Origin of the sequence: Streptomyces sp. TLI_171, from assembly GCF_003610255.1 — a bacterium.
In the GTDB taxonomy this organism is placed as follows: Bacteria; Actinomycetota; Actinomycetes; order Streptomycetales; family Streptomycetaceae; genus Kitasatospora.
In genome coordinates this window covers 3,109,304-3,134,762 of record NZ_RAPS01000001.1, presented here as the reverse complement: position 1 = coordinate 3,134,762, position 25,459 = coordinate 3,109,304, and the positions used below count along the sequence as shown (strand labels likewise).

Annotated in this window: 25 protein-coding genes; 20 read left to right on the top strand and 5 right to left on the bottom strand. The window is 73.6% G+C overall.

Going from position 1 to position 25,459, the window contains the following annotated elements; all coding sequences use genetic code 11:
• Window positions 1-132 precede the first annotated feature (132 nt).
• Window positions 133-1,125 carry a type I pantothenate kinase gene (gene coaA / locus BX266_RS14140; protein ID WP_099899895.1) on the bottom strand — a complete coding sequence of 331 codons (993 nt, stop codon included), beginning with the start codon at window positions 1,123-1,125 and terminating at the stop codon, window positions 133-135.
• A gap of 99 nt (window positions 1,126-1,224) precedes the next feature.
• Here coaA and glmS point away from each other — a divergent pair, with 99 nt between their 5' ends.
• The 7 genes from glmS (at window position 1,225) to BX266_RS38595 (ending at window position 8,329) form a co-directional block, all read left to right on the top strand.
• On the top strand, window positions 1,225-3,081 hold the full coding sequence (gene glmS, locus BX266_RS14135) for a glutamine--fructose-6-phosphate transaminase (isomerizing) (RefSeq protein ID WP_099907849.1): 1,857 nt from the start codon (window positions 1,225-1,227) through the stop codon (window positions 3,079-3,081).
• Between the two features lie 63 nt (window positions 3,082-3,144).
• On the top strand, window positions 3,145-3,513 hold the full coding sequence (locus BX266_RS14130) for a holo-ACP synthase (RefSeq protein WP_099899894.1): 369 nt from the start codon (window positions 3,145-3,147) through the stop codon (window positions 3,511-3,513).
• A 58-nt stretch (window positions 3,514-3,571) separates the two neighbouring features.
• Window positions 3,572-5,011, top strand: coding sequence for an NAD(P)H-hydrate dehydratase (locus tag BX266_RS14125; RefSeq protein WP_099907847.1), 1,440 nt, complete (start codon window positions 3,572-3,574; stop codon window positions 5,009-5,011).
• A 129-nt stretch (window positions 5,012-5,140) separates the two neighbouring features.
• Window positions 5,141-6,322 carry an alanine racemase gene (alr, locus tag BX266_RS14120; protein ID WP_099899892.1) on the top strand — a complete coding sequence of 394 codons (1,182 nt, stop codon included), beginning with the start codon at window positions 5,141-5,143 and terminating at the stop codon, window positions 6,320-6,322.
• Between the two features lie 3 nt (window positions 6,323-6,325).
• Window positions 6,326-7,480 (top strand): alpha/beta fold hydrolase, encoded by a 1,155-nt coding sequence (locus BX266_RS14115; protein ID WP_259464698.1) that lies wholly within the window; start codon window positions 6,326-6,328, stop codon window positions 7,478-7,480.
• Window positions 7,481-7,558: 78 nt separating this feature from the next.
• Window positions 7,559-8,068, top strand: coding sequence for a tRNA (adenosine(37)-N6)-threonylcarbamoyltransferase complex ATPase subunit type 1 TsaE (gene tsaE, locus BX266_RS14110; protein WP_099899887.1), 510 nt, complete (start codon window positions 7,559-7,561; stop codon window positions 8,066-8,068).
• Window positions 8,069-8,170: 102 nt separating this feature from the next.
• Window positions 8,171-8,329 carry a hypothetical protein gene (locus BX266_RS38595; RefSeq protein ID WP_180290488.1) on the top strand — a complete coding sequence of 53 codons (159 nt, stop codon included), beginning with the start codon at window positions 8,171-8,173 and terminating at the stop codon, window positions 8,327-8,329.
• Between the two features lie 47 nt (window positions 8,330-8,376).
• On the opposite strand, the gene BX266_RS14105 is transcribed toward BX266_RS38595, so the two are convergent.
• Window positions 8,377-8,946 (bottom strand): L,D-transpeptidase, encoded by a 570-nt coding sequence (locus BX266_RS14105; protein ID WP_259464697.1) that lies wholly within the window; start codon window positions 8,944-8,946, stop codon window positions 8,377-8,379.
• A gap of 135 nt (window positions 8,947-9,081) precedes the next feature.
• On the opposite strand from BX266_RS14105, the gene tsaB reads away from it, so the two are divergent.
• The 5 genes from tsaB (at window position 9,082) to BX266_RS14080 (ending at window position 12,556) form a co-directional block, all read left to right on the top strand.
• Window positions 9,082-9,729, top strand: a complete 648-nt coding sequence (tsaB, locus tag BX266_RS14100; RefSeq protein ID WP_099899885.1) for a tRNA (adenosine(37)-N6)-threonylcarbamoyltransferase complex dimerization subunit type 1 TsaB — start codon at window positions 9,082-9,084, stop codon at window positions 9,727-9,729.
• Window positions 9,730-9,777: 48 nt separating this feature from the next.
• Entirely contained in the window at window positions 9,778-10,257 is a 480-nt protein-coding gene (rimI, locus tag BX266_RS14095) for a ribosomal protein S18-alanine N-acetyltransferase (protein WP_099907841.1), read from the top strand.
• A complete protein-coding gene (gene tsaD, locus BX266_RS14090) occupies window positions 10,250-11,344 on the top strand; it encodes a tRNA (adenosine(37)-N6)-threonylcarbamoyltransferase complex transferase subunit TsaD (RefSeq protein WP_099899883.1) in 1,095 nt (364 codons plus the stop codon). Before rimI ends, tsaD begins: the two co-directional genes overlap by 8 nt.
• Complete coding sequence (locus tag BX266_RS14085) at window positions 11,341-11,601, top strand: hypothetical protein (RefSeq protein ID WP_099899881.1); 261 nt, start codon at window positions 11,341-11,343, stop codon at window positions 11,599-11,601. The genes tsaD and BX266_RS14085 overlap by 4 nt, the downstream gene beginning before the upstream one ends.
• 70 nt (window positions 11,602-11,671) lie before the next feature.
• A complete protein-coding gene (locus tag BX266_RS14080) occupies window positions 11,672-12,556 on the top strand; it encodes a polysaccharide deacetylase family protein (RefSeq protein ID WP_099899879.1) in 885 nt (294 codons plus the stop codon).
• Here the strand turns inward: BX266_RS14080 and BX266_RS14075 are convergent.
• Window positions 12,532-13,710: a class I SAM-dependent methyltransferase gene (locus BX266_RS14075; protein WP_099899877.1), complete on the bottom strand. Its 1,179-nt coding sequence runs from the start codon at window positions 13,708-13,710 to the stop codon at window positions 12,532-12,534. The two genes, BX266_RS14080 and BX266_RS14075, sit on opposite strands and share 25 nt — an antisense overlap.
• Window positions 13,711-14,070: 360 nt before the next feature.
• Between BX266_RS14075 and groES the strand changes: the two genes are divergently transcribed.
• The 3 genes from groES (at window position 14,071) to BX266_RS14060 (ending at window position 17,261) form a co-directional block, all read left to right on the top strand.
• Window positions 14,071-14,376 carry a co-chaperone GroES gene (groES, locus tag BX266_RS14070; protein ID WP_014136232.1) on the top strand — a complete coding sequence of 102 codons (306 nt, stop codon included), beginning with the start codon at window positions 14,071-14,073 and terminating at the stop codon, window positions 14,374-14,376.
• Between the two features lie 100 nt (window positions 14,377-14,476).
• Window positions 14,477-16,111, top strand: a complete 1,635-nt coding sequence (gene groL / locus BX266_RS14065; protein WP_099899875.1) for a chaperonin GroEL — start codon at window positions 14,477-14,479, stop codon at window positions 16,109-16,111.
• A gap of 148 nt (window positions 16,112-16,259) precedes the next feature.
• On the top strand, window positions 16,260-17,261 hold the full coding sequence (locus BX266_RS14060; RefSeq protein WP_099899873.1) for a LysR family transcriptional regulator: 1,002 nt from the start codon (window positions 16,260-16,262) through the stop codon (window positions 17,259-17,261).
• 139 nt (window positions 17,262-17,400) lie between these two features.
• On the opposite strand, the gene BX266_RS14055 is transcribed toward BX266_RS14060, so the two are convergent.
• Complete coding sequence (locus BX266_RS14055; RefSeq protein WP_099899871.1) at window positions 17,401-17,727, bottom strand: WhiB family transcriptional regulator; 327 nt, start codon at window positions 17,725-17,727, stop codon at window positions 17,401-17,403.
• A gap of 531 nt (window positions 17,728-18,258) precedes the next feature.
• Between BX266_RS14055 and BX266_RS14050 the strand changes: the two genes are divergently transcribed.
• The 4 genes from BX266_RS14050 to BX266_RS14035 all read left to right on the top strand — a co-directional run bounded on the left by BX266_RS14050 (window position 18,259) and on the right by BX266_RS14035 (window position 22,827).
• On the top strand, window positions 18,259-18,870 hold the full coding sequence (locus tag BX266_RS14050; protein ID WP_014136228.1) for a response regulator transcription factor: 612 nt from the start codon (window positions 18,259-18,261) through the stop codon (window positions 18,868-18,870).
• A 195-nt stretch (window positions 18,871-19,065) separates the two neighbouring features.
• Window positions 19,066-19,788 carry an RNA polymerase sigma factor ShbA gene (gene shbA / locus BX266_RS14045; protein ID WP_099899869.1) on the top strand — a complete coding sequence of 241 codons (723 nt, stop codon included), beginning with the start codon at window positions 19,066-19,068 and terminating at the stop codon, window positions 19,786-19,788.
• Window positions 19,789-20,044: 256 nt separating this feature from the next.
• Window positions 20,045-21,547, top strand: a complete 1,503-nt coding sequence (gene guaB / locus BX266_RS14040; protein ID WP_099899868.1) for an IMP dehydrogenase — start codon at window positions 20,045-20,047, stop codon at window positions 21,545-21,547.
• Between the two features lie 161 nt (window positions 21,548-21,708).
• A complete protein-coding gene (locus BX266_RS14035) occupies window positions 21,709-22,827 on the top strand; it encodes a GuaB3 family IMP dehydrogenase-related protein (protein WP_099899866.1) in 1,119 nt (372 codons plus the stop codon).
• Between the two features lie 64 nt (window positions 22,828-22,891).
• Here the strand turns inward: BX266_RS14035 and BX266_RS14030 are convergent, their stop codons facing one another.
• Complete coding sequence (locus BX266_RS14030; RefSeq protein ID WP_099899864.1) at window positions 22,892-23,434, bottom strand: hypothetical protein; 543 nt, start codon at window positions 23,432-23,434, stop codon at window positions 22,892-22,894.
• A 256-nt stretch (window positions 23,435-23,690) separates the two neighbouring features.
• Here BX266_RS14030 and BX266_RS14025 point away from each other — a divergent pair, with 256 nt between their 5' ends.
• Entirely contained in the window at window positions 23,691-25,355 is a 1,665-nt protein-coding gene (locus tag BX266_RS14025) for a serine/threonine-protein kinase (RefSeq protein WP_099899862.1), read from the top strand.
• Window positions 25,356-25,459 lie beyond the last annotated feature (104 nt).

Below are 25,459 nucleotides of genomic sequence, written 5' to 3'. Positions count from 1 at the left end.
GTCGCGGTGGCGGGCATCACGCCAATCGGGACCAAGCCGTGATGCCGACGGCGGGTCAGACCCGGCGCGGACCACCCGATCGTGTGCCACCTGTTCCGGAGTCGTGGAGCAGTCGTGAGGGCTGACGCGCGGTCAGAGCTTGCGCAGCAGCGCCCGGCGGACCTTGTGGTCGCCGCCCTTCTGCAGGATCAGGGTGGCCCGGCCGCGGGTCGGCAGGACGTTCTCCAGCAGGTTCGGCTTGTTGATGGTGCGCCAGACCTGGCGGCCGTAGTCCATCGCCTCCTCCTCGGGCACCTCGGTGAAGCGCCGGAAGTAGGAGTTCGGGTCCTGGAAGGCGGTCTCCCGCAGCTTGCGGAACCGGTCCAGGTACCAGCTCTCGATGTCGTCGGTGCGGGCGTCCACGTAGATGGAGAAGTCGAAGTAGTCGGCGACCGCCATCCTGGTCCGGCCGTCGGTGCCGGGCAGCGCGGGCTGCAGCACGTTCAGGCCCTCGACGATCAGGATGTCCGGGCGCTCCACCACCAGCTGCCGGTCCGGCACGATGTCGTACACCAGGTGCGAGTACACCGGGGCGGTGACCCGCTCCTTGCCGGCCTTCACGTCCGCGACGAAGCGCATCAGCGCCCGGCGGTCGTACGACTCCGGGAAGCCCTTGCGGGCCATCAGGCCGCGCCGGCGCAGCTCCGCGTTGGGCAGCAGGAAGCCGTCGGTGGTGACCAGCTCGACCCGCGGGTGCTCGGGCCAGCGGGCCAGCAGCGCCTGCAGCAGGCGGGCGGTGGTGGACTTGCCGACCGCGACCGAGCCGGCCACGCCGATGATGAACGGGGTGCGCACCCGCTCGGTGTCGGGCGTGTCGAGGAAGCTCCCGATCGCTCCGCGCAGCTCGTGGGTGGCGTGCACGTACAGGTTCAGCAGCCGGGACAGCGGCAGGTAGACGTCCCGGACCTCGTCGAGGTCCAGCGCGGTGCCGAGGCCGCGCAGGCGCTCGACCTCGTCGGCGGTCAGCGGCAGCGGGGTGCGCTCGCGCAGCGCGCTCCACTCGGCGCGGTCCAGATCCACGTACGGGGAGGGGGTGGGCGCCGGGGTCGCGCCCCTCGTACAGAGTTCGGTCAGCACAGGGTCCATTGTGAGCCGTCTGCGGGCGCCCGGGTGTTGTGGTGTCGGTCACCCGGTGTGGTCAGCCGATCCGCCGGGGCCCGAACAGGCGCACATATGCTGGCGCACATGTGCGGAATTGTTGGATATACCGGGCCACAATCGGCCCTCGACGTGGTGATCGCAGGTCTGCGAAGGCTGGAGTACCGCGGGTACGACTCGGCCGGCGTGGCAGTGCAGACCGAAGGAGCCCCCGGGCAGTGGCTCCTGGCGACCGACAAGCGGGCCGGAAAGCTCGTCAACCTGGAGAAGTCGCTGGCCGAAACCCCTCTGCCGGCCGGCACCACGGGCATCGGGCACACCCGGTGGGCCACCCACGGCGGCCCCACCGACGCCAACGCCCACCCCCACCTGGACGACCACCGCAAGGTCGCGGTGGTCCACAACGGCATCATCGAGAACTTCGCCCGGCTGCGCGCCGACCTCGCCGACCGGGGCCACACCCTCCGCTCCGAGACCGACACCGAGGTGGTCGCGCACCTGCTCTCCGAGGCCTACGACGGCGACCTCGCCGAGGCCATGCGCCTGGTCTGCCGCCAGCTGGACGGCGCGTTCACCCTGGTCGCGGTGCACGCCGACGCCCCCGGCACGGTGGTCGGCGCCCGCCGCAACTCCCCCCTGGTGGTCGGCGTCGGCGAGGGCGAGAACTTCCTCGCCTCCGACGTCGCCGCGTTCATCGCGCACACCCGTGAGGCGATCGAGCTCGGCCAGGACCAGGTCGTCGAGCTGCGCCCCGAGGGCGTGACGGTGACGAACTTCGACGGCACGCCCGCCGAGGTCCGCGAGTACCACGTGGACTGGGACGCCTCCGCCGCCGAGAAGGGCGGCTACGACTACTTCATGCTCAAGGAGATCGCCGAGCAGCCGAAGGCCGTCGCCGACACCCTGCTCGGCCGGATCGGCACCGACGGCCGGCTCACCCTCGACGAGCTGCGCATCCCCGACCAGGTGCTGCGCGAGGTCGACAAGGTGGTGATCGTCGCCTGCGGAACCGCGTTCCACGCCGGCATGATCGCCAAGTACGCGATCGAGCACTGGACCCGCGTCCCCTGCGAGGTCGAGGTGGCCAGCGAGTTCCGCTACCGCGACCCGATCATGGACGACCGCACCCTGGTCGTCGCCATCTCGCAGTCCGGCGAGACCATGGACACCCTGATGGCGCTGCGGCACGCCCGCGAGCAGGGCGCCAAGGTGCTGGCGATCTGCAACACCAACGGCTCGACCATCCCGCGCGAGTCCGACGCGGTGCTCTACACCCACGCCGGGCCCGAGGTCGCGGTCGCCTCCACCAAGGCGTTCCTGACCCAGCTGGTCGCCTGCTACCTGGTCGCCCTCTACCTGGGCCAGGTCCGCGGCACCAAGTGGGGCGACGAGATCTCCTCGGTGATCCGCGAGCTCGGCGACGCCCCCCGGCAGGTCGAGCAGGTGCTCGGCACCATGGAGCCGGTCCGCGAGCTGGCCCGCTCGCTGGCCGACGCCCGCTCGGTGCTGTTCCTCGGCCGGCACGTCGGCTACCCCGTCGCCCTGGAAGGCGCGCTCAAGCTCAAGGAGCTCGCCTACATGCACGCCGAGGGCTTCGCCGCCGGCGAGCTCAAGCACGGCCCGATCGCGCTGATCGAGGAGGGCCTGCCGGTGGTCGTGGTGGTGCCCTCGCCGCGCGGCCGCTCGATCCTGCACGACAAGATCGTCTCCAACATCCAGGAGATCCGGGCCCGCGGCGCCCGGACCATCGTGATCGCCGAGGAGGGCGACGAGGCCGTCGTCCCCTACGCCGACCACCTGATCCGCATCCCGGTCACCCCGACCCTGCTGCAGCCCCTGGTGTCCACCGTCCCGCTCCAGGTGTTCGCCTGCGAGCTGGCCACCGCCAAGGGCCACGAGGTCGACCAGCCGCGCAACCTCGCCAAGTCCGTCACCGTCGAGTAGCCCGCGTATCGTCCATGCCTGCGGCGGCAACCGCCGCGCAGGCATGGACGAGGGAGCGATCGGGTGATCATCGGGGTCGGCATCGACGTGGCGGACATCGGGCGGTTCGAGGAGTCCCTGGAACGCACCCCCGGCCTCGCCGAACGGCTCTTCACCGCCGCCGAGTTGACCCTCCCGTCCGGCAAGCGCCGGGGCACCGCCTCGCTGGCCGCCCGGTTCGCCGCCAAGGAGGCCGTCGCCAAGGCCCTCGGCGCGCCCCCCGGGCTGCGCTGGGAGGACGCCGAGGTCCAGGTCGAGGAGTCCGGCCGCCCCGTCCTGCACATCACCGGCACCGTCGAAGCCCGCGCCGCCGCCCTCGGGGTGACGTCCTGGCACGTGTCGCTCAGTCATGACGCGGGCGTCGCCTCGGCCGTGGTCGTCGCCGAAGGCTGAACCACGCGGGAGGATGGGCGGCGCACCGCCACCGGACACCGCGAAGGAGACCGACGCCATGCGCCACGCCCACCGGGTCGACCAGGTCCGGGCCGCCGAGGCCGTCCTGATGGCCGCGCTCCCCGACGGCGCCCTGATGCAGCGCGCGGCCGCCGGCCTCGCCGCCACCTGCGCCGGACTGCTGCCCCGGGTCTACGGCAGCCGCGTCCTGGTGCTGGCCGGCTCCGGCGACAACGGCGGCGACGCCCTGTACGCCGCCGCCCGGCTGGCCCGGCGCGGCGCCCGCGCCGAGGCGCTGCTGCTCGACCCCGCCGAGGCGCACGCCGAAGGACTCGCCGCGCTGCTCGCCGCCGGCGGCCGGGTGGTGACGGACCCGCACGCGTTCACCCGGGCCGACCTGGTGCTGGACGGCATCGTCGGCATCGGCGGCCGCGGACCGCTGCGCCCCGCCGCCGCCCCGTTCGCCGGCATGGCACGCCGCGGCCCCGTGGTGGCCGTCGACGTCCCGTCCGGCGTCGACCCCGACACCGGCGAGGTCGCCGGGCCCGCGCTGCGCGCCGACGTCACCGTCTGCTTCGGCACCCACAAGCCCGGCCTGCTGGTCGACCCCGGCGCGCAGTACGCGGGCGTGGTCCACCTGGTCGGCATCGGGCTCGACCTGCCGCCCGCCCCCGTCGAGGCCCTCCAGCACGCCGACGTGGCCGCGCTGCTGCCCGTCCCCGGCCCGGAGAGCGACAAGTACCGGCGCGGCGTGGTCGGCGTCGCCGCCGGCTCGGCCCGCTACCCCGGCGCCGCCGTCCTGGCCGTCGCCGGGGCGCTGCGCGGCGGCGCGGGCGCGGTCCGCTACACCGGGCACGCCGCCGAGGAAGTGGTCCGCCGCCACCCCGAGACGCTGGTCACCGAGGCCGGCCCGGGCCGGGCCGGCCGGGTGCAGGCCTGGGTGGTCGGCCCCGGCGGCGGCGACGGCGCCGAGACCGCGCTGCGCGAGGCCCTCGACACCGGCGCGCCCGTCCTCGCCGACGCCGACGCGCTCACCGAACTCGCCCGCCTCGGCCCCGCCGTGCTGGCCGGCCGGCCCGCCCCCACGCTGCTCACCCCGCACGCCGGCGAGGCCGCCCGGCTGCTGGCCGGCGTCGACGAGCACACCGACGCCGACACGGTCGCCGCCCGCCGCCTGTGGGCCGCCCGGCTGCTCGCCGCCCGCTACGGCGCCACCGTGCTGCTCAAGGGCTCCACCACCGTGGTCGCCGACCCCGACGGCCGCACCCGGGTCAACGCCACCGGCACCGGCTGGCTCGGCACCGCCGGCAGCGGCGACGTCCTCGCCGGCCTGGCCGGTTCGCTGCTCGCCACCGGCCTCGACCCGCTGGACGCCGCCTCCGCCGCCGCCTACCTGCACGGCCTGGCGGGCCGCCGGGCCGCCGGCCCCGGCGCGCCCGTCACCGCCCTCGACGTGGCCGACGCGCTGCACCCCGTCTGGGCCTCACTGGCCCCGTGACGGAACCGGAACGCCGCCCGCCGCGTGGAACCAGCCGGGGGCGGGCCGTACCGGTGGACGGGTGACACGCCTCCGGTCGGCCGTGCCCCTGATGGGGGGACCGGCGGCTGTCTGGGAGACTGATACGCGATGACGACTGCGAACACCACCGGGACGCCCGCGCTGACCCAGGGTGCCCGCGCCGAGGCGACCGTCGACCTCGGCGCGCTGCGCGACAACCTGGCCGCACTGCGCGCCCGCACCGACGGCCCCGAGCTGATGGCCGTGGTCAAGGCCGACGCCTACGGCCACGGCGCGATCCGGTGTGCCCGCGAGGCGGTCGCGGCCGGCACCCGCTGGCTGGGCACCGCCACCCCCGAGGAGGCGCTCGCGCTGCGCGCCGCCGGCATCGGCCCCGACCGGGCCCGGGTGCTGTGCTGGCTGTGGACGCCCGGCGGCCCGTGGGCGCAGGCCCTGCGCGACTCCGTCGACATCTCGATCAGCGGCCAGTGGGCGCTCGACGAGCTGCTCGCCGCCGTCCGCGAGACCGGCATCCCCGCCCGGGTCCACCTCAAGGCCGACACCGGGCTCGGCCGCAACGGCTGCCAGCCGCACGACTGGCCCGACCTGGTCGAGAACGCCGTCAAGGCGCAGGCCGACGGCATGCTGCGGGTGGTCGGCGTCTGGTCGCACTTCGCCGCCGCGGACGAGCCCGGCCACCCCTCCGTCCAGGCCCAGCTCGACTCCTTCGCGCAGGCCCTCGCCTTCGCCGAGCGGGCCGGCGTCGACCCCGAGGTGCGGCACCTGGCCAACTCCCCGGCCACGCTGCTGCTCCCGCAGTCCCACTACGACCTGGTCCGGCCCGGCCTCGCCATGTACGGGCTGTCGCCGGTGCCCGACCTCGGCGCGCCCGCCGACTACGGCCTGCGGCCCGTGATGTCGCTGACCGCGCGGCTCGCCCTGGTCAAGCGCGCCCCCGGCGGCCACGGCATCTCCTACGGCCACCACTACACGACCGCCGGGCCGACCACCCTGGGCCTGGTCCCGCTCGGCTACGCGGACGGCGTCCCGCGCCACGCCAGCAACACCGGGCCGGTCCAGATCGGCTCCACCTGGTACCGGGTGGCCGGCCGGGTCGCCATGGACCAGTTCGTCGTCGACCTCGGCGGGGACACCCCCGAGACCGGCGAGGAGGTCCGGCTCTTCGGCCCCGGCGACCGCGGCGAACCCACCGCCGAGGACTGGGCCCGGGCCTGCGGCACCATCGCGTACGAGATCATCACCCGGATCGGGGGACGAGTACCGCGGCGTTACGTCGGGGGGACGGAGTGACAGGTGGCTGACGAAGCGTCGTCCGGCGGAGTGTCGCGGGCGGGTCTGATCGGTATTTCGCTGGGAGTGCTCGCCGCCGGGGCCGCGGCCGGGGTGGCGATCGAGCGGCTGACGGTGGGGCGGGCGATGCGGAAGCGGGCACGGGAGGAACTGGACGCGGCGGCCCCGTTCGGGTCGCTGCGCGGGACGGGGCGGCGGGTCGCGGCGGACGACGGCACCGAGCTGTACGTCGAGGTGGACGAGGCGGCCGGGAGCGGCGGGCCGACGGTGGTGTTCTGCCACGGCTACTGCCTGAACCAGGACAGCTGGCACTTCCAGCGCGCCGCGCTGCGCGGGGTGCTGCGCACGGTGTTCTGGGACCAGCGCAGCCACGGCCGCTCCGAGCGCTCCCGCTCCTACCTGGACCGCGAGCCCGCGTCGATCGACCAGCTGGGCACCGACCTGCGCGCGGTGCTGGACGCGGTGGCGCCGGACGGCCCGATCGTGCTGGTCGGGCACTCGATGGGCGGGATGACCGTGATGGCGCTGGCGGCGCAGCACCCGGAGCTGTTCGGCCCGCAGGGCCGGGTGGCGGGGGTCGCGCTGGTCGGCACGCTGGCGGGCGGCTGGGACTCGGTGACGCTGGGCCTGCCCGCGGCCGGGGCGAAGGTGATGAAGCGGGTCGCGCCCGGCGTGGTGCGGCTGCTGGGCCGTCAGGTCGAGCTGGTGGAGGCCACCCGGCGCTGGGGCTCGGACGTGGCGGCGGTGTTCTACCGGCGGTTCTCGTTCGGCAGCAGGGACGTCGACCCGGCGGTGGCCCGGTTCGCCGAGCAACTGCTGGACGCCACCCCGATCGACGTGGTCGCCGAGTTCTACCCGGCGTTCTCCGCGCACGACAAGCAGGCCGCGCTGGCAGCGCTGGACGGCGTCCCCACGCTGGTGCTGGCCGGGACGAAGGACCTGCTGACCCCGCCCGAGTACTCCGAGGCGATCGCCGCGGCGCTGCCCGGCTCCCGGCTGGTGCTGGTCCAGGACGCCGGGCACCTGGTGATGCTGGAGCGCCCCGGCACCGTCGACGCGGAGCTGGCGGGGCTGCTGGAGCGGGCCGCCGCGCACGCCGGGACCGGTCCGCTGCCGGACGCGGTGCGGGAGCTGGCGGGCGAGCGGCCGGAGGGCTGAGCGGGCGTCCGGCCGCGGTGTGGCACCTTAGGGGTTGGCCGGGGTGGCCGCACCGATCGAAGAAGGACGCTGGACGCTATGGGCTCGCAGACCACTCTCACCGTCGAAACCGCGGAGCGGATGACCGGCCTGGGCCGGCGGCTCGCCGGGCTGCTGCACCCCGGTGACCTGGTGCTGCTGTCCGGGGAGCTGGGCGCGGGCAAGACCACGCTGACCCGCGGCCTGGGGGAGGGCCTGGGCGTGCGCGGCGCGGTCACCTCGCCGACCTTCGTGATCGCCCGGGTGCACCCGTCGCTGACCGGCGGCCCGGCGCTGGTGCACGTGGACGCGTACCGGCTGGGCGGCGGCCTGGACGAGATGGAGGACCTCGACCTGGACGTGTCGCTGCCCGAGTCGGTGATCGTGGTCGAGTGGGGCGAGGGCAAGGTCGAGCAGCTCTCCGAGGACCGGCTGGAGATCCGCATCGAGCGCACCCTGGGCGGGGAGGCGGTGGACGCGCTGGACGAGGCGGACGGGCGGCGGGTCACGGTGACCGGGCTGGGCGGCCGCTGGGACGGTGCGGACCTCACCGGATTGAGTGAGAACTGAGTCAGGTTTCCGACAGCGCGTCGGGAAACTGTTGCGGCGCACCGCGCGGGCGTGATGGGATGGCGTCAGCAGGTTAGGTATGCCTAACTAGGGAGGCGCCCCATGGCGAGCACCACCCCACGTCCTGACGACCGCCCCGAGCCGACCGTTCGGGGCGAGGCGCAGCCCGCCGTCGTCGCGCCCGTGCCGATGCGCGTCCTGCTCGCGTCCTGCCGCGCGGCCCGGGCGGTCTCCACCCCGCCGGAGCGCCGCGCCGCCTGAGGCCCGCCCGGCCGCGGCCCGGAGAGCGGCCCGGGTCCGACCCGCGGTCAGGCGACCACGATCACCCGGGTGCCGTTCGGCGCGAAGTCCCACAGCGCCTGGCCGTCCGCCCGGGACGCCCGGAGGCCGCCGGTCCTGGTCTTCGGGTCCACCGACGGGGCGGGCGCGTTCTCGTCGACCAGCGCGCTGAAGCCGAACACCGTGCCGGACTGCTGCGAGAACCGCACCACGTGCTCGACCTTCCGCCCGTCGGTCCCGGTGCCCGCCGCGGTCCGGCCGGTGACCGTGTAGGCGCCCGGCACCGGGAGGGTGTTGCCCGGTGTGACCTGGAACGACGCGACCACCGGCGTCGGCTTCTTCGGATCGACCAGCCACACCTGGCGGTCCTTCAGCGAGAGCACCACCCGCAGGCCGGTGCCGGAGTCCGCGGGCAGCGGCGGCGCGCTCGGCCGACCGCTCGCCGAGGGCGAGGCGGCCGGGGCGCTGCTGCTCGCCGACGGCGTGGCCGCCACCGCCCGGGAGGCGGTGCCGTTTGCCTGGAACGCCAGCAGCCCGATCACCGCCATGGCCCCCAGGGTCAGCCCGCCGACCACCACACCAGGACCCAGCTTCGCCACGTCTGCTCCTCAACGCTCCGCGTCCCACGACCGAGATCCCCATCGTGCCAGGTGCGGACCGCCGTTCCGGCCTCTTCCGATCGTGTGTTCCCGGCCGGTGCGGGCACCCGGTCCGGACCCTCTAACCTTGAACCCGTGCTCCTCCTCGCCTTCGACACCGCCACCCCCGCCGTCACCGCCGCCGTCCACGACGGCGAGCGGGTGCTCGCCGAGTCCTACGAGGTCGACGCCCGCCGGCACGGCGAACTGCTGCTGCCCACCATCGCGGCCGTGCTGCGCACCGCCGGCGTGGACAAGCGCGACCTGACCCACCTGGCGGTCGGCGTCGGCCCCGGCCCCTACACCGGACTGCGGGTCGGCCTGGTCACCGCGGCCGCCCTCGGCGACGCGCTGGGCCTGCCCGTGCACGGCGTCTGCACCCTCGACGCGATCGCCCACCAGGCCCGCACCGAGGGCCTCGACGGGGCGTTCACGGTGGCCACCGACGCGCGCCGCAAGGAGGTCTACTGGGCCTCGTACGACGGCGCCGGGACGCGGACCTCCGGCCCTTCGGTGGACCGCCCGGCGGAGATCGAGCCCGGCCGGCGGACGGTCGGCGCGGGCGCGCTGCTGTACGCCCTGCCGGCGGCGAGCGGCCCGGAGCACGTGTCGGCGGGAGCGCTGGCGGACTTCGCGGTGCGGGAGCTGGCGGCGGGGCGCGAGCTGCTGCCGAACGCCCCGCTGTACCTGCGGCGCCCGGACGCGCAGGTCCCGGCGGGGTACAAGGCGGTGCTTCCGGCGTGACGTTCGGCGGGCAGGTCGGCCGGCGTGGCTGAGTACGCGCTGCGTCCCATGCGGTGGTGGGACATCGAGTCCGTCATGGTGCTGGAGCCCCGGCTGTTCCCCGAGGACGCCTGGTCGCGGGGCATGTACTGGTCGGAGCTGGCGGAGGCGTACCCGGGCGGGAGCCGGCACTACGTGGTGGCGGTGGACGCCTCCGGGGCGGTCGTCGGGTACGCGGGGATGATGGCGGTCGGGGCGGACGCCGACGTGCAGACCATCGGGGTGGACACCGGGCACCAGGGGGCGGGGCTCGGGGCGATGCTGCTGGAGGAGCTGATCGGCGAGTCGGTCCGGCGCGGCTGCGCCGAACTGCTGCTGGAGGTGCGGGTGGACAACCTCCGGGCGCAGCGGCTGTACGAGCGGTTCGGGTTCGAGCCGGTCGGGATTCGGCGGGGCTACTACCAGCCCGCCAACGTGGACGCGCTGGTGATGCGTCTGGACCACCTGGCAAGCGAGTCAAGCGATTTGAAGGATCATCACAATGGCTGACGAACCCCTCGTCCTCGGCATCGAGACCTCCTGCGACGAGACCGGCGTCGGCATCGTCCGCGGCACCACGCTGCTGGCCGACGCGGTGGCCTCCAGCGTCAACGACCACGCCCGGTTCGGCGGCGTCGTCCCGGAGATCGCCAGCCGGGCGCACCTGGAGGCGATGGTCCCCACCATCAAGCGCGCGCTGGACACCGCCGGAGTGAAGGCGAGCGACCTGGACGGCATCGCGGTCACCGCGGGTCCGGGCCTGGCGGGCGCCCTGCTGGTGGGCGTCAGCGCCGCGAAGGCGTACGCGTGGGCGCTGGACAAGCCGCTCTACGGGGTGAACCACCTGGCCTCGCACATCTGCGTGGACCAGCTGGAGCACGGCCGGCTGCCGGAGCCGACGATGGCGCTGCTGGTGTCCGGCGGCCACTCCTCGCTGCTGCTGAGCGGCGACATCACCTCGGACGTCCGGCCGCTGGGCGCGACCATCGACGACGCGGCGGGCGAGGCGTTCGACAAGGTGGCCCGGGTGCTCGGGCTGGGCTTCCCCGGCGGGCCGGTGGTGGACCGGATGGCCCGCGAGGGGGACGGCTCGGCGATCGCGTTCCCGCGCGGGCTGAACAACGCCGGCGACCCGGCGTACGACTTCTCGTTCTCCGGCCTGAAGACCGCCGTGGCGCGCTGGGTGGAGGCCAAGCGGCGGGCCGGCGAGCCGGTGCCGGTGGCCGACGTCGCGGCGTCCTTCCAGGAGGCGGTGACCGACGTGCTGACCCGCAAGGCGGTGCGGGCCTGCAAGGACAACGACGTCGACCACCTGATGATCGGCGGCGGCGTGGCCGCCAACTCGCGGCTGCGCGAGATGGCGCAGCAGCGCTGCGACAAGGCCGGCATCGTGCTGCGGGTGCCGCGGCCGGGCCTGTGCACCGACAACGGCGCGATGGTGGCGGCGCTCGGCGCCGAGATGGTGTGGCGCAACCGCACCCCGTCCGCCTTCGACCTGTCGGCGGACTCCTCGCTGCCGGTCACCGAGACGCACGTGCCGGCCGCGGGCGCCGGGCACGGCGACTTCCACGCGCACGCGCACGAGGCGCTGAAGTGACCCTCGCGGCCATGTGGGAGGCCCGGGCGGTCGACGGGCGGGGGAGTGAACTGCATGCGTGGGCAAGGGAGTTCGCGCTGCCCGCGGTGCGCGGCGCGGCCGGCCTGGAGCGGGTGGAGCTGTTCACCGCGCCGGGCGAGCGGGTGCTGCTGATCGCGCTCTGGGCGGGCGAGCCGCAGCCGGTGCCGGAGCCGCCGGCCGGGCTGCTCGCCCGGCCGGTGCACCGCTGGACCTTCACCCGCACGGATGCCGGGTAGGCAACCGCGGAGCCGGTAGCGTTCGTCCTGAACATCGACACGCGTGTAGAGCAAGAGCGGGGGGACACCGGTGACGAACAGGGCCCGGATCGGGTACGGGGCGGGGGCGCTCGCCGTCCTGCTGGCGGCGAGCGGCTGCGGCGGCTCCACCCCGGACGACCAGCACCAGGCCGTCCCGGCGCAGCCGGCCGTCGCCTCCTCGGTCGCACCGCCCGTCGGCGGGTCGTCAACCCCCGCACAGGACACGGTCGGTGACGCCGCGTGGGCGAAGTGGGGCCTCAAGCCGATGGCCAAGGCGCCCGCGCCGCCCGCCGACAAGCCGATCAAGCTCACGAAGACCGGCGCGGTGCCGGTGTTCAGCGAGATCCCCACCCACGACAAGGTCGTGTTCATCACCATCGACGACGGGGCCGAGAAGGACCCCAAGTTCGTCCAGATGCTCACCGACCTGAAGGTCCCGATCACGATGTTCCTGACCAGGGACATCGTGAAGAACGACTACGGCTACTTCAAGCCGCTCCAGGCGCTCGGCAACACCGTGCAGAACCACACCGTCGACCACCCGGTGATGAGCAAGATCCCGGCTGCCAAGCAGAAGTCCGAGATCTGCGACGCGCAGACCGCGCTCACCGAGCAGTACGGCACCGCCCCGTACCTGTTCCGCCCGCCCTACGGCGACGGCGCCAACACCCCGGCCCTGAACACCGCCGTCCAGGAGTGCGGGCCACGCGCCGTCGTGCTGTGGCGCGAGTCCATGCAGATCCACGACATGCAGTACCAGGCCGCCGACAAGAAGCTGAAGAACGGCGACATCATCCTCGCCCACTTCCGCGGCCCCTCCGACCTCAAGGGCGAGACCATGACCCAGATGTTCGGCGAGCTGCTCTCCCGCATCCAGGAACAGGGCTTCGCGGTCGCCCGCCTCGACGACTACATCGCCCGCCCCACCGGCTGACCCAGCATCATCACCGGGCCGTCCGGGGTGCGGGAGAGGATCACCGTCACCCCGTTCGGCCCGGACGGCTTCAACTGCCGCCGCAACTCCTCCGGCGTGATCGCCATCCCGCGCTTCTTGATCACCACGGTGCCGACCCGGCGCTCCTTCAGCAGCGCCTTCAACTTCTTGACCTGGTACGGCAGTACGTCCGTCAACTCGTACGCGTGCGCGTACGGCGTCGGGAGCAGCTCGTCCGAGGTGACGTACGCGATCATCGGGTCGATCAGCCGCCCGTTCACCGACCGCGCCACCTCCGCCACCATCCGGCCCCGGATCACCGCGCCGTCCGGCTCGTACAGGTACCGCCCCACCGCGCCCGCCGGCGGATCCGGCAGCGCCCCGCCCGCCAGGGAGTGGTCACCCGGCAGCAGCGTCGCCCGGTACGGCTCGGCGGCGGCCGTGCCGAACCACAGCACCGCCTCCTTCACCTCGCCCCGGTCCGACACCCACTCCGCCTCCGCGCCCTCCGGCACCAGCTCGTGCGGAATGCCCGGCGCCACCTTCAACGCCCCGAACGGCGCCCGCCGGGCCGCCTCCACCGCCCAGGACAGCGGCGGCGAGTACGCCTCCGGGTCGAACACCCGGCCCCGCGAGGTGCGCCGCGCCGGATCGGTGAACACCGCGTCGAAACCCGCCGTGTCGACGTCCGCGACGTCCGCGCGGCGCACCTCCACAAGCTCGGAGACGCCCAGCGCCGCCGCGTTCGCCGCCGCCACCTCGCAGGTCAGCTCGTCCCGGTCCACCGCCAGCACCGCGATGCCGGCCCGGGCCAGCGCCACCGCGTCCCCGCCGATCCCGCAGCAGAGGTCCGCCAGCCGCTTCACCCCCAGCGCCGCGAACCGGCCGGCCCGCCACTGCGCGACGCTGCGCCGGGTCGCCTGCTCCACCCCGTTCTGGGTGAAGTACATCGACCGGGCGTCCGCCCCGAACTTCGCCTCCGCGCGCTCCCGCAGCCGGGCCTGCTCGAACGCCGCCCGCACCAGCTCGGCGTCGAACTCCCGCCGCAGCCTGGTCGCCAGCGCCAGCTCCTCGCCCGCCGTGAACCCCCGCAACTCGGCCAGCAGCGCCTGCCCCTGCTCGGTCAGCAGCGCCCGGAACGACTCGATCTCCACCGCACCATTGTCGCTGCCGACCCGGCGCCCGATCACCGGGAGCCGGGCAGGACGGACGGAGCCGTACGGGTGGTTCGCGCCCGCCGCCGGCAGGGCCGCGGTGGCGGCCGTCGGCAGCGGGCCGTCCAGCGCGACCGCCCGCGGAACCGGCGAGAAGGCGGGCCGTTCCGGAAACTCGGACGCGACGCCGTTGGCACTCTGGTTGACTGAGTGCTAACGGCGTCCTATGGTCGTTCCTGGCACTCCCCCCTGGGAGAGTGCTAACGCGATGAAACGTGTCCGACCCCCGCGACGGCGGCCGCGCGCAATCGCCCACCTACCTGTAAGACAACCCCGTAATCTCCGAAGGGGAGCTCGGACGTGACCACCAGCAGCAAGGTTGCCATCAAGCCGCTCGAGGACCGCATTGTGGTCCAGCCGCTCGACGCCGAGACCACCACCGCCTCCGGCCTGGTGATCCCGGACACTGCCAAGGAGAAGCCCCAGGAGGGTGTCGTCCTGGCGGTCGGCCCGGGCCGCTTCGAGGACGGCCAGCGTCTGCCGCTCGACGTCGCCGTCGGTGACATCGTCCTGTACTCGAAGTACGGCGGCACCGAGGTGAAGTACCAGGGCGAGGAGTACCTGGTCCTCTCGGCGCGCGACGTTCTCGCGATCATCGAGAAGTAAGACGTCCCAGCCCCGCCCCGGATCCGTGTCAGCACTGACAGGGGCCCGGGGCGCGGCTTTTGCTCCACTGACGCAGACCAACCCCTGAGGAAACGGGATCATGGCGAAGACCCTGCAGTTCGACGAGGACGCCCGCCGCTCGCTGGAGCGCGGTGTCAACAAGCTGGCCGACACCGTCAAGGTGACCATCGGCCCCAAGGGCCGCAACGTCGTCATCGACAAGAAGTTCGGCGCCCCCACCATCACCAACGACGGTGTGACCATCGCCCGCGAGGTCGAGCTCGACGACCCGTACGAGAACCTCGGCGCGCAGCTGGTCAAGGAGGTCGCCACCAAGACCAACGACGTCGCGGGTGACGGCACCACCACCGCCACCGTGCTGGCCCAGGCCCTGGTCAACGAGGGCCTGCGCAACGTCGCCGCCGGCGCCGGCCCGGCCGCCCTGAAGAAGGGCATCGACAAGGCCGTCGCCGCCGTCTCCGAGCACCTGCTGTCCATCGCCCGCGAGATCGAGGGCAAGGACGACGTCGCCGCCGTCGCCTCCCTCTCCGCGCAGGACACCCAGGTCGGCGAGCTGATCGCCGAGGCGATCGACAAGGTCGGCAAGGACGGTGTGATCACCGTCGAGGAGTCCAACACCTTCGGCGTGGAGCTCGAGTTCACCGAGGGCATGCAGTTCGACAAGGGCTACCTGTCGCCGTACTTCGTCACCGACGCGGAGCGCCAGGAAGCCGTCCTGGAGGACCCGTACGTCCTCATCACCCAGGGCAAGATCTCCTCGATCCAGGAGCTCCTGCCGCTGCTGGAGAAGGTCCTGCAGGCCGGCGGCTCCCGCCCGCTGCTGATCATCGCCGAGGACGTCGACGGCGAGGCCCTCTCCACCCTGGTGGTCAACAAGATCCGCGGCACCTTCAACGCGGTCGCGGTCAAGGCCCCCGGCTTCGGCGACCGCCGCAAGGCGATCCTCGGCGACATCGCCACCCTCACCGGCGGCCAGGTCGTCTCCGAGGAGGTCGGCCTCAAGCTCGACCAGGTCGGCCTGGACGTGCTCGGCACCGCCCGCCGCATCACCGTCACCAAGGACGAGACCATCGTCGTCGACGGCGCCGGCGACTCCGCCGAGGTCGCGGGCCGGGTGGCCCAGATCAAGGCCGAGATCGCCAACACCGACTCCGACTGGGACCGCGAGAAGCTCCAGGAGCGCCTCGCCAAGCTGGCCGGCGGCGTCTGCGTGATCAAGGTCGGCGCGGCCACCGAGGTCGAGCTCAAGGAGCGCAAGCACCGCCTGGAGGACGCCATCTCCGCGACCCGCGCCGCGGTCGAGGAGGGCATCGTCGCCGGTGGTGGCGCCTCCCTGGTGCACGCCGCCAAGGTCCTGGAGAACGGCCTCGGCCTGACCGGCGACGAGGCCACCGGTGTCGCCGTGGTCCGCAAGGCGCTCGCCGAGCCGCTGCGCTGGATCGCCCAGAACGCCGGCCTCGAGGGCTACGTCATCACCTCCAAGGTCGCCGAGATGGAGCCCGGCCAGGGCTACAACGCCGCCACCGGCGAGTACGGCGACCTGGTCAAGGCCGGCGTCATCGACCCGGTCAAGGTCACCCGCTCCGCCCTGGAGAACGCCGCCTCGATCGCCTCCCTGCTGCTCACCACCGAGACCCTCGTGGTGGAGAAGAAGGAGGACGAGGAGGCCGCGGGCCACGGCCACTCGCACGGCGGCCACGGCCACAGCCACTGATGCGCTGACCGCCAGGCACTGAAGGGGCGCGAGGAACCGCGCGACCGACCACGCACTCCCGGGTGCGCGGATCGGACCGCCGGTTCCCCGCGCCCCTTCGTGCTGCGCGCGGCGGGGCGCCGTCGGCGGGTTCCGTAGAGTTGGGCACGTGATCGAAGCCCGCCACCTCCGCGTCCTGCACGCCGTCGCCCGGACCGGGTCGTTCTCCGCCGCGGCGCGGGAGCTGGGGTGCACCCAGCCCGCGGTGAGCCAGCAGATGAAGGCGCTGGAGAAGGCGGTGGACACCCCGCTGGTGGTGCGCTCGGGCCGGGAGATGCAGTTGAGCGAGGCCGGCCGGGTGCTGCTGAAGCACGCGAACGGGATCCTCGCGGGGCTCTCGGCCGCCGAGGAGGAGGTCGCGGCGATCGCCGGCCTGCGGGCCGGCCGGGTGCGGCTGGTCTCGTTCCCGACGGCGAGTTCGACGCTGGTGCCGCGTTCGGTGGCGCAGTTGCGGGCGGTGCACCCGGGGGTGCGGGTCTCGCTGGTGGAGGCGGAGCCGCCGCAGGCGCTGGCGATGCTGCGGGGCGGCGAGTGCGAGGTGGCGCTGGCGTTCCGGTACCCGGACTCGCAGGGCGGCCTGAGCCTGCCCTCGCCGCACGCGACGCTGCGCGAGGCGCGGGCCGAGGCGGCGCTGGAGGCGGCGGCGACCGCGGCCGCGAACGACTGGTCGGAGCTGGTGGTGCGCCCGCTGCTGGACGATCCGCTGGTGGGCCTGGTCCCGGCGGGGCATCCGCTGGCGGACCGCGGCGAGGGCGCGCCGGTGGACCTGGCGGAGCTGGCGGGCGAGCAGTGGATCGCGGGCTGTCCGCAGTGCCGGGGCCACCTGGTGGAGCTGTGCGCGGCGGCGGGCTTCGCGCCGGACATCGACTTCGCGACCGACGACTACCCGGCCGTGGTGGGCCTGGTGGGGGCGGGCCTGGGGGTGGCGGTGCTGCCGGGGCTGGCGCTGGAGTCGGTGCGCCACCCGGGGGTGGCCGCGGTGCCGGTGCGGGTGGCGTCGGGGGAGGCCGCCCGGCGCGAGGTGGTGGCGCTGACCCTGCCGGACCTGGCGGGCGTCCCCGCGGTGGCGCTGATGCAGGACCAGTTGGCGGCGGCCGCCGCCGTCCGCTGAGGCGTCGGCCGCTCGGGGCCGATCGGCCGAAAGGGCGTGGCACCGGCCGGGGACGGGCCGTGCGACACGCCCGGAGAATCGTTTCTTCGGGGCCGGGGCCGCGGTGCGGACCCGCGCGGCACGGGAGGGGCGCCGCCGACTAGCGGCGCAGGCTCTGCGGCATCGCCAGCGGGACCTCGATCAGACGGTTGCGGGAGCGGCCGAGCAACTCCTCGCGCTCGTCCTCCGTCATGCCGCCCCACACCCCGTAGGGCTCGCGGACGGCCAGGGCGTGGGCCGCGCACTGGGCGCGCACCGGGCAGCGCATGCAGACCTCCTTGGCGCTCGCCTCGCGGGAGGTCCGGGCCGCGCCGCGCTCGCCCTCGGGGTGGAAGAACAGCGAACTGTCGACGCCGCGGCAGGCGGCGGAGAGCTGCCAGTCCCAGAGGTCTGCGTTCGGGCCGGGGAGGCGGGAGAAATCTGCCATGGCTCATTCCCTTCAGGAACTCGGGACCTGGCGGCTCGGCGGCGATTGCTGCGGCGAGGCTGCGCGGGGCCGGTACGGACACCTGGAAATATGACTTACGCCAACTACACGGACAAGTCACCCACAGACCGACACAACAGTCAATGACCTGACAGAAGCTATAAAAACGGACAAACGGGGCAAGAGGTTTGAACCCGGGCCGTGCGTCGATCGGGTGTCCGACGGGGCGCGGAAGGCCACCCGGGGGCGTGCACGGCGCGGGCACCGCGTGCGAGCTGCACAAAAGAGCGGCGTGTGCACCGCGAGGTGGCTCTTGTGTGATGGGTCGGCCACGTACAGTGGTGGAGATGGACCTGAAGCCGTAACTCATTCGAGTGACGGTCGTTGGAAGTACGGAGGCGGTCAGCGGGGACGTCGGGAACGGTCGCGGAGCGAGGCGATCGGGAACGGGGTCCGACCCGGGGCCGTGTCGGAGAGGTTCGTACCAGCCAGGAGGCTCAACGTGACGCGGATCAGCTGCGGAGGACGGTCATGACATCCGTACTCGTCTGCGACGATTCCCCGCTCGCCCGGGAGGCGCTTCGCCGTGCGGTGGCGACCGTGCCCGGCGTGGACCGGGTGACCACTGCGACGAACGGTGAGGAGGTCCTCCGCCGCTGGGTGGCCGACCGTTCCGATCTCGTTCTGATGGACGTCCGGATGCCCGGCCTCGGCGGGGTGGAGACGGTCCGCCGGCTGCTGTCGGCCGACCCGGGCGCCCGAATCATCATGCTCACCGTGGCCGAGGACCTGGACGGCGTGGCCCTCGCGGTCGCCGCCGGGGCCCGCGGCTACCTGCACAAGGACGCCTCGCGCGCCGAACTGCGGGCCACCGTCACCCAGGCGCTGGCCGACCCGACGTGGCGGCTCGCCCCGCGCCGGCTGCGCAGCCCCGACATGGGCGCCGCGCCGACGCTGACGGCCCGTGAGATCCAGGTCCTGGAGGGGATGAGCCACGGCCGCTCCAACGCGGAGATCGGCCGTGAACTGTTCCTGTCCGAGGACACCGTGAAGACGCACGCCAGGCGGCTGTTCAAGAAGCTCGGCGCCTCGGACCGCGCGCACGCGGTGGCGCTGGGCTTCCGTTGGGGCCTGGTCCGCTGAGCGGGCGCGAGAACTGCGCTCGCTCGGACGTGTGACGTTGCGGTCCCGAGGCTGCACCATGGAGGAGTGGAGCACCTCGGGGACCAGCGGACAGGCAGGGGAGGCGGCACGGTGCACGCGGCGACGGATAACGTTCCGATGCACAAGTCCGGACGCGGTGCCGCGTTTTCCGGTCCGACCAGGCACCATGGATCGATGCATGACGACGAGGAGGCCGCCGGCACCGATCCGGCGCAGCCCACCCCCGGGGGTGCGGCTGCCGATTCGTCGTCGGCACCTGACGGTGGGCCGACGGAGCCCGAGGGCGTGACCGTAGCGGGTTCGCGCCCCCCCGTGCTCGGCGGCGGCGCCTCGCCCGAGGTGGCGGAGCTGGTAGCGGCCGCGGTCCGCGGCGACGGCCCGGCGATCGAAGCACTCCTCGGCTACGTCCTCCCGCTCGCGCTGCGGTACTGCCGGGGTCGGCTGGTCCGACTGCCCGGCGGCGCCCGGCACCACGTCGACGACGTGGCGCAGGAGGTGTGCGTCGCGGTGCTCTGCGCACTGCCCCGCTACCGCGACACCGGCCGCCCGTTCGAAGCCTTCGTGTACGGGATCGCCGCGCACAAGATCGCCGATCTGCAGCGGGCCGCGATGCGCGGCCCCGGGTCGACGGTGATCCCGCCGGACGACCTGCCGGAGACGCCGGACGAGTCGCTCGGCCCCGAGGAGCGGGCGCTGCTGTCCAGCGACGCCGCCTGGATCAAGGAACTGCTCTCCAACCTGCCGGCCCGGCAGCGCGAGCTGGTGCTGCTGCGGGTGGCCGACGGGCTGTCGGCGGAGGAGACCGGCGAGGTGCTCGGGATGTCGCCGGGCGCGGTGCGGGTCGCCCAGCACCGGGCGCTCTCGCGGCTGCGCGCGTTGGCGGAGGAGTCCGGCTAGTCGGCGGGCCGGCCGTCCGGTCGCCGCAGGTCGGCGGGGCGGAAGAAGCGCGCGGGTCCGGGCGTTGTCAAGAGGGCGCGACGACGTACCCCGGCACACCAGTACCATGGGGTATCGGCGCCTGGTCGGGTCGCCAAAGTTTCTCCGGTGCGCGCGGGGTTCCCCTGGAGGTTCCTCCAACGTGCCGGGCGTCTTGGCGGCCGACGAAGCCGGGCGCCCGTGCGCAGAACGACGGCCAGCCACCGGAAGGTTCCCCATGTCCTACAACGCCGCCGGCGTACCCGAGAAGTTCGCGATGCTCGGCCTCACGTACGACGACGTCCTGCTGCTGCCCGGGGCCTCCGAGGTGCTGCCGAACCAGGTCGACACCTCCTCGCGGATCTCCCGGAACGTGCGGGTCAACATCCCGCTGCTGTCCGCGGCGATGGACAAGGTCACCGAGTCGCGGATGGCGATCGCGATGGCCCGCCAGGGCGGCGTCGGCGTCCTGCACCGCAACCTCTCGATCGAGGACCAGGTCAACCAGGTCGACCTGGTGAAGCGCTCCGAGTCCGGCATGGTCACCGACCCGATCACGGTCGGTCCCGAGGCCACCCTGGCCGAGGCGGACGCGCTGTGCGCCCGGTTCCGGATCTCCGGCGTCCCGGTCGCCAACCCGGACGGCAAGCTGCTGGGCATCGTCACCAACCGCGACATGGCCTTCGAGACCGACCGCAGCCGCAAGGTCGCCGAGATCATGACGCCGATGCCGCTGATCACCGGCAAGGTCGGGATCTCCGGCGAGGACGCGGTGGCGCTGCTGCGCCGCCACAAGATCGAGAAGCTGCCGCTGGTCGACGACGAGGGCCGGATCAAGGGCCTGATCACCGTCAAGGACTTCGTCAAGGCCGAGAAGTACCCGAACGCCGCGAAGGACTCCGAGGGCCGCCTGCTGGTCGGCGCCGCCGTCGGCGCCTCCGCCGAGGCCTTCGACCGGGCCCAGGCGCTGGTCGGCGCGGGCGTGGACTTCCTGGTCGTCGACACCTCGCACGGGCACTCGCACAACGCGCTGTCCTGGATCTCGAAGATCAAGTCCGCGGTGTCGGTGGACGTGGTCGGCGGCAACGTCGCCACCCGGGACGGCGCGCAGGCGCTGCTGGACGCCGGCGTGGACGGCGTGAAGGTCGGTGTCGGCCCGGGCTCGATCTGCACCACCCGCGTGGTCGCCGGCGTCGGCGTGCCGCAGGTGACGGCGATCTGGGAGGCCGCGCAGGCCTGCCAGGACGCGGGCGTCCCGATCATCGGAGACGGCGGCCTGCAGTACTCCGGCGACATCGGCAAGGCGCTGTGCGCCGGCGCCGACACCGTGATGCTCGGCTCGCTGCTGGCCGGCTGCGAGGAGTCGCCCGGCGAGCTGCTGTTCATCAACGGCAAGCAGTTCAAGTCCTACCGCGGCATGGGCTCGCTGGGCGCGATGCAGACCCGCGGGCAGGCGAAGTCCTTCTCCAAGGACCGCTACTTCCAGGGCGAGGTCACCTCCGACGAGAAGCTGATCGCCGAGGGCATCGAGGGCCAGGTGCCGTACCGCGGCCCGCTGTCCGCGGTGCTGTTCCAGCTGATCGGCGGCCTGCGGCAGACCATGGGCTACGTCGGCGCGGCGAACATCGACGAGATGCAGACCAAGGGCCGGTTCGTCCGGATCACCTCGGCCGGCCTCAAGGAGAGCCACCCGCACGACATCCAGATGACCGTCGAGGCGCCGAACTACAACGCGCGCTGAGACCCCCGAGCACCGGAACCGCCCGGCCGCAGCCCACCGCTGCCGGGCGGTTCCCGCTGTTCGGGGGAGTGGGGTGCGCCCCCGGCAGGCCCGGTACGGGATACTTGGCGGGTGGCCGGGGGGACCCGGTCGGGAGATGGAAAGCAGCAGAAGGGCTCGAAGTGACTGAGATCGAGATCGGGCGAGGCAAGCGCGGCCGCCGGGCGTACTCCTTCGACGACATCGCCGTCGTCCCCAGCCGCCGTACGCGTGACCCGAAGGAGGTCTCGATCGCTTGGCAGATCGACGCCTACCGGTTCGAACTGCCGTTCCTGGCCGCGCCGATGGACAGCGTGGTGTCGCCGGAGCAGGCCATCGCGATCGGCCAGCTGGGCGGCCTGGGCGTGCTGAACCTGGAAGGGCTGTGGACGCGGTACGAGGACCCGCGGCCGCTGCTCGCGGAGATCGCCGCGATCACCGACGAGGCGGCGGCGACCCGCCGCCTGCAGGAGGTGTACGCGGAGCCGATCAAGGCCGAGCTGATCAAGGAGCGGATCAAGGAGGTCCGTGACTCCGGCGTCGTGACCGCGGCGGCGCTCTCGCCGCAGCGCACCGCCGAGTTCTCCAAGGCCGTGGTGGACGCCGGCGTCGACGTGTTCGTGATCCGCGGCACCACCGTCTCGGCGGAGCACGTGTCGGGCGCGGCCGAGCCGCTGAACCTGAAGCAGTTCATCTACGAGCTCGACGTGCCGGTGATCGTCGGCGGCTGCGCCACCTACACCGCCGCGCTGCACCTGATGCGCACCGGCGCGGCCGGCGTGCTGGTCGGCTTCGGCGGCGGCGCCGCTCACACCACCCGGGGCGTGCTCGGCATCCAGGTGCCGATGGCGACCGCCGTGGCGGACGTCGCGGCCGCCCGCCGCGACTACATGGACGAGTCCGGCGGCCGGTACGTGCACGTGATCGCGGACGGCGGCGTCGGCTACAGCGGCGACATCCCGAAGGCCGTCGCCTGCGGTGCGGACGCGGTGATGATCGGCGCCGCGCTGGCCCGGGCCACCGACGCGCCCGGCCAGGGCTACCACTGGGGCATGGAGGCCGTGCACGAGGAGCTCCCGCGCGGCAAGCGGGTCCACCTGGGCACCGTCGGCACCACCGCGGAGATCCTCTCCGGCCCGTCGCACACCCCCGACGGCACCATGAACCTGTTCGGCGCGCTGCGCCGGGCGATGGCCACCACCGGCTACACCGAACTGAAGGAGTTCCAGCGGGTCGAGGTCACGGTCAACCCCGGCCGCTGACCCCCCGAACGGACGAAGGGGCCCCCGCCACTGGCGGGGGCCCCTTCGTGCGGTCGAGGGACCGTCAGGAACGGCCGAAGGTCTTGGTCATGCTGAAGCCCACGAAGACGCCGATCGCGATGAAGAGCGCCGACTTGACGTCGAACGCGGTCTTCCAGACGTCGAAGAGCACGTCGGAGTGCTCGGTCAGGGCCGAGACCACCGAGACACCGGTCTGCTCGTGGACGATCAGGGCGAGACCGAACATCTCGCCGAGGAAGAAGCCGAGCACGGTGAACAGCGCGCCGACCGGCCGCAGCGCCGGGTTGTCGCCGCCGAGCTTGCCGAGCGGGTAGGCGACCGCGGCGGCGATGCCGATGACCATCCAGGAGATCTCGAAGTCGATGGCCTTCACGATGAAGCCGTAGAGCAGGGCGGTGGCCAGCATCGCGCCGAAGCCGGCGGCAAGGGCGAGCGGCACGTTCTTGGCCGCCGGCACCTGGGTGCCGGTGCCCCACTGCGGGGTGGGCGGGACGCTCTGGCCGGCGGGCGGGACGGCCTGGCCCGCGTACGGTGCTGCGGCCGGAGCCGGAGCCGGGGGAGCGGTGGTGGGGTCGGGCGTGGTCATGTGGGATCCCCATGGTGATGATGTGAAGAGCGCGCAGAGGCTAGCAGTGGGCGCAGGGTGTTGGACAGTCGGTTTGCGAATGATCGGGAAGGCCGGATCCGGTGCGCCGACGAGGGGGCGGGTGGCCGGGGTGGGTGGGGGCAGGGGATGATGGGGGCTTCCGGCGTGCGACCGCTGCCAGCGAGGGTCCGACATGCCGTCAGGTCCCGGGCGGGGCACCCGCCGAGGGACGCAACAGCATGGGGAGAGCGCACCGATGACGCAGCCGCAGGAACCGACCGGCCGACTGCTGGCGGGCCGTTACCGGCTGGGCGAGGTGCTCGGTCGCGGAGGCATGGGCACCGTCTGGCGGGCCGAGGACGAGGTGCTCGGCCGGATCGTCGCGGTGAAGGAGCTCCGGATGACCGGGGCGGTCGACGACGCGGAGAAGCACCGGCTGATCGTCCGCACGCTGCGCGAGGCCAAGGCCACCGCCCGGATCCGGCACACCGCCGCGGTCACCGTCTTCGACGTGGTCGAGGAGGACGACCGGCCGTGGATCGTCATGGAGCTGGTCGACGGCCGCTCGCTGGCGGACGTGGTGCGCGAGGACGGGACGCTGACGCCGGAGCGGGCCGCGGAGATCGCGCTCGACCTGCTCGGGGTGCTCGGGGCCGCGCACAGCCAGGGCGTGCTGCACCGGGACGTGAAGCCGTCCAACGTGCTGATCGGCGAGGACGGGCGCACCGTGCTCACCGACTTCGGCATCGCCAGCGTCGAGGGCGACACCTCGATCACCTCGACCGGCATGCTGGTCGGCGCGCCCTCGTACATCGCGCCGGAGCGCGCCCGCGGGCAGCAGCCCGGGCCGCCCTCCGACCTGTGGTCGCTCGGCGGGACGCTGTACGCGATGGTCGAGGGCGTGCCGCCGTACGACCGCGGGTCGGCGCTCGCCACGCTGACCGCCGTGATGACGGAGGACCTGCCGACGCCGCGCAACGCCGGGCCGCTGCGGCCCGTCATCGAGGGCCTGCTGGAGAAGGACCCCGCCAAGCGGATGGACGCCGCGGCGGCCCGGGCCCTGCTGCGGGCGATCGCCGGCGGGAAGGCGCTGCCGGAGGCGGCGACCGTGGCGGTGCCGGCGCCCGCGGAGGCGCCCACGGTGGCGGTGCCGGCGGCCGAGGAGACCGCGGGGACGGCCCCGCGGCCGCTCCTGGCGCCGCTCCGGATCCCGTTCCGGGTGTCGCGGCGGCGGGCGGCGATGGCGGCGGGTGCGGTGGCCGCGGTGCTGGCGCTGGTGGCCGCGCTGGTCGTGTGGTGGCCGGAGGGGAAGGACGCCGGGGCGAGGTCCGCCGGCGGGGCGACGGGTCCGAGCGCGCAGGCGTCGGCCCCGGCGAGTGCGGCGGCCTCCCCGGCGGCGTCCCCGTCGCCCTCGGCGGACGGGAGCGGCGCGGCGAGCGAACAGCCCGCGCCGGTGCTGACCTCCGGTCAGATACCCGCCGGGTACACCGTGTACAAGGACCAGTCCGGGTTCAGCATCGCGCTGCCCGACTGGCTCACCGACCAGGGGCCGGACTACCGGGCCACCAGCCGGCGCTTCGAGGGGCACGGGCTGCGCCTGGTCGTCGACTGGCAGTCGCCCGCCGGGGACAGCGCGCTGAAGGACTGGCAGGAGGCCGACCGGAACGCCAAGATGCCCAACTACCGCAAGGTCAGGGTGGAGTCGGTCGCCTACCGGAACTGGAACAACGCCGCCGACTGGGAGTGGACGTACTCCGGCAAGACCGGCACCCTGCTGCACTCGCTCAACCGCGGTTTCGTCACCGGCAACGGCAAGTACGGCTACGCGATCTACTGGACGATGCCCGAGGAGGTGTGGTCCGCCCCGGACGGCTCGCTGGCGCGCCGGATCTCCTTCGAGAGCTTTCAGCCCGCGCCGTAGCGCGACGGCCCGTGCGCCGCCCGCCCCGGCGCGGGGCGGCGGGCGGAAGTACGGCAGAAAGGGCGTACCGGGCGGTGGCGGGGGCGGCCCGGGGCCGTAGGCTG

Coding starts and splice junctions, on each gene's coding strand:
- coaA (WP_099899895.1), bottom strand. CDS start 1,125: ATGGACCCTGTGCTGACCGAACTCTGTACGAGGGGCGCGACCCCGGCG.
- glmS (WP_099907849.1), top strand. CDS start 1,225: ATGTGCGGAATTGTTGGATATACCGGGCCACAATCGGCCCTCGACGTG.
- BX266_RS14125 (WP_099907847.1), top strand. CDS start 3,572: ATGCGCCACGCCCACCGGGTCGACCAGGTCCGGGCCGCCGAGGCCGTC.
- alr (WP_099899892.1), top strand. CDS start 5,141: ATGACGACTGCGAACACCACCGGGACGCCCGCGCTGACCCAGGGTGCC.
- tsaE (WP_099899887.1), top strand. CDS start 7,559: ATGGGCTCGCAGACCACTCTCACCGTCGAAACCGCGGAGCGGATGACC.
- BX266_RS38595 (WP_180290488.1), top strand. CDS start 8,171: ATGGCGAGCACCACCCCACGTCCTGACGACCGCCCCGAGCCGACCGTT.
- rimI (WP_099907841.1), top strand. CDS start 9,778: ATGCGGTGGTGGGACATCGAGTCCGTCATGGTGCTGGAGCCCCGGCTG.
- tsaD (WP_099899883.1), top strand. CDS start 10,250: ATGGCTGACGAACCCCTCGTCCTCGGCATCGAGACCTCCTGCGACGAG.
- groL (WP_099899875.1), top strand. CDS start 14,477: ATGGCGAAGACCCTGCAGTTCGACGAGGACGCCCGCCGCTCGCTGGAG.
- BX266_RS14055 (WP_099899871.1), bottom strand. CDS start 17,727: ATGGCAGATTTCTCCCGCCTCCCCGGCCCGAACGCAGACCTCTGGGAC.
- BX266_RS14050 (WP_014136228.1), top strand. CDS start 18,259: ATGACATCCGTACTCGTCTGCGACGATTCCCCGCTCGCCCGGGAGGCG.
- shbA (WP_099899869.1), top strand. CDS start 19,066: ATGCATGACGACGAGGAGGCCGCCGGCACCGATCCGGCGCAGCCCACC.
- guaB (WP_099899868.1), top strand. CDS start 20,045: ATGTCCTACAACGCCGCCGGCGTACCCGAGAAGTTCGCGATGCTCGGC.
- BX266_RS14030 (WP_099899864.1), bottom strand. CDS start 23,434: ATGACCACGCCCGACCCCACCACCGCTCCCCCGGCTCCGGCTCCGGCC.
- BX266_RS14025 (WP_099899862.1), top strand. CDS start 23,691: ATGACGCAGCCGCAGGAACCGACCGGCCGACTGCTGGCGGGCCGTTAC.